We start from the raw sequence: 2,580 nt of genomic DNA, 5'->3' as shown, positions 1-2,580 counted from the left end.
GGTCACTCCCTTGCAGCTATTGGCGAAGTTGACCGAGGGCGATGTCAGCAGCGGGGTGATCACCATAGTCGAGGGTTGGAACTGGCGTCAGCTCAAGGCAGCGCTGGCCAAGAATCCTGACTTGCGCCACGACACCGCCAATCTCGACGATCAGGCCATTGTGGCCGCGCTGGATGAAGGGCTGCCAACACCGGAAGGCCTGTTTTTCCCGGATACCTACCACTTCACCAAACAAAGCTCCGAGCTCGAATTGCTCAAGCGCGCCCACCTGATGATGCGCAAAAAGCTCGATATCGCTTGGGAGGCGCGCGCGGCTGACCTGCCGCTGAAGTCGCCGTATGAGGCCTTGATCCTCGCCTCCATTATCGAAAAGGAAACCGGCAAGCCGGGCGACAGGCCAATGATTGCGGCGGTCTTCAATAACCGGCTGCGCATCGGCATGCGCCTGCAGACCGACCCGACCGTGATTTACGGCCTGGGCGAGCGCTATGACGGCAATATCCACAAGCGCGATCTGGAAACCGACACCGCCTACAACACCTACACCCGCGCCGGATTGACGCCGACGCCGATCGCCATGCCGGGCGAGGCCGCTTTGCAGGCGGCGGTGAATCCGGCCAATTCCAAAGCACTGTATTTTGTCGCCAAGGGCGATGGCAGCTCGCATTTCTCCGCCACCCTGGCCGAGCACAATCAGGCGGTGCGCCGCTATCAGCTGGGAGGCAAATAATGTCGCGTGGACGCTTTGTTTCGCTGGAAGGCCTCGATGGCGCCGGCAAAAGCACGCATCTGGCCTGGCTGACTGCCCATTTGCGCGGGCGCGGCATCGAGCCGGTGGTGACCCGCGAACCCGGCGGCACACCATTGGGTGAAAAACTGCGCGAGCTATTGCTGCATGAGCCCATGCATATCGACACCGAAGCCTTGCTGATGTTTGCCGCCCGGCGCGAGCATCTGGCGCAGGTGATCGAGCCGGCGCTGGCTGCCGGCCGCTGGGTGGTGTGCGATCGCTTCAGCGATGCCAGCTTTGCCTACCAGGGCGGTGGGCGCGAGCTGGGCGTCGAGCGGCTCGCTGCGCTGGAACACTGGGTGCAGGCGCGCGCCGATGGCTTGTTGCAGCCCGATATGACCCTGCTGTTCGATATTCCGCTGGAAGTCAGCCGGGCGCGGCTGGCCAATGGCCGGGAGCTGGATCGCTTCGAGCGCGAGCAGGACGCCTTTTTCGAGCGGGTGCGTGCGGCCTATCTGGCGCGCGAGGCCGCATCAAGCGGCCGTATCCGGCGGATTGATGCCAGCCGCAGCCTCGCTGAAATCCAGGCCGATCTGGCCCTGCTGGTGCAGCAACTGGAAGCCGCCTGATGCGTTACCCCTGGCATGACCACGACTGGCAGACTCTGCGCGCCCAGGGCGAACGCCAGCACCATGCGCTATTGCTGACTGGCGAGCCCGGCATTGGCAAGCTGGCCTTTGCCCGGCAGCTGGCCCAGTCGCTGCTGTGCGAATCGACCACGGCGGACAAGCCCTGTGGCCAGTGCGATGCCTGCCGCTGGTTTGTCGCCGGCAATCATCCGGATTTTCGCGAGCTGCTGCCGGCGGCCGATAGCGAAGAGGTCGAGGAAGACAGCAAGGCCAAGAAAAAGCCCTCGGCCTGGATCACCATCGACCAAGTGCGTGAACTGAACGACTTTGTCCACCTGAGCGCCCATCGTGGCGGCGGACGCGTCACCATCGTCCAGCCGGCCGAAGCGCTGAACACCCAGGCTGCCAATGCGCTGCTGAAAACTCTGGAAGAACCGCCGCCCGGTGCCATGTTCATCCTGGTCAGCCACCAATGGCGGCGTTTGCTGCCCACCATACGCAGCCGCTGCCGGCGCGTGCCCTTGCCCTTGCCGGCACGCGAAGTGGCGCTGGCCTGGCTGGAGCAGCAAGGCCTCGATGACGCGGCCAGCCATCTGGCGGAAAGCGGCGGGGCGCCACTGGCGGCGCTGGAGCGTGCTGACGCCAGCATATTGGCGGTGCGCCGCGCCTTGCTGGCCGATCTGGCGCAACCGCGCCAGCTTGATGCATTGGCGGTTGCCGAGCGGCTTGATAAACAGAAAACCGAGGTGGCGCGCGTGTGCGACTGGCTGGCGCGCTGGGTCTATGACCTGGCATGCTTGGGCCTGGCGCAGTCTGTCCGCTATTATCCGGACGAAGCATCGCGCCTCGCGCCCTTGGCGCAGGCGCTCGATCCGGTCAGGCTGATGCGTTTTCATGATCAAGTGATCGCCGCAAAGCGTCTGGCCAGTCATCCGCTCAATGCCCGCCTGGTGTTCGAGCAATTGTTGTTTGCATACCAGCAGGCGATGCGCGCTGCTGGCAAGGGATAGAGGTTTCATCATGGCTGAAGCACCCAAACCCGCAGCCACTGCTGCCGCTGCGCCGCGTGCCGGCGGCGTACTGTCGCTGAGCATCAAGGAAAAGGCCGGCCTGTTTGCCGCCTATATGCCGTTTGCCAAAGGGGGCGGCATTTTCATTCCTACCGCCAAGGCCTATTCGATTGGCGACGAGGTGTTCATGTTGCTGCAGCTGATGGACGAT

General features: G+C 63.7%; 3 protein-coding genes and 1 pseudogene. All 4 read left to right on the top strand.

The window, feature by feature from the left end; genetic code table 11:
- Window positions 1–730, top strand: a 730-nt coding sequence (gene mltG / locus ACE3OH_RS21500) for an endolytic transglycosylase MltG (protein ID WP_374358086.1), incomplete at its 5' end; no start/stop codon positions are given.
- On the top strand, window positions 730–1,359 hold the full coding sequence (gene tmk, locus ACE3OH_RS21495) for a dTMP kinase (protein ID WP_374358084.1): 630 nt from the start codon (window positions 730–732) through the stop codon (window positions 1,357–1,359). The genes mltG and tmk, both read left to right, overlap by 1 nt.
- Window positions 1,359–2,369, top strand: coding sequence for a DNA polymerase III subunit delta' (holB, locus tag ACE3OH_RS21490; protein ID WP_374358081.1), 1,011 nt, complete (start codon window positions 1,359–1,361; stop codon window positions 2,367–2,369). The genes tmk and holB overlap by 1 nt, the downstream gene beginning before the upstream one ends.
- A 10-nt stretch (window positions 2,370–2,379) precedes the next feature.
- Window positions 2,380–2,580: pseudogene (locus ACE3OH_RS21485) on the top strand (hypothetical protein); the annotation flags it as partial.

This window comes from Chitinimonas sp., assembly GCF_041904975.1.
Lineage (GTDB): Bacteria > Pseudomonadota > Gammaproteobacteria > Burkholderiales > Chitinimonadaceae > Chitinimonas.
Note: the sequence above shows the minus strand (reverse complement) of the source record. Positions and strands in the feature narration are given on the sequence as shown.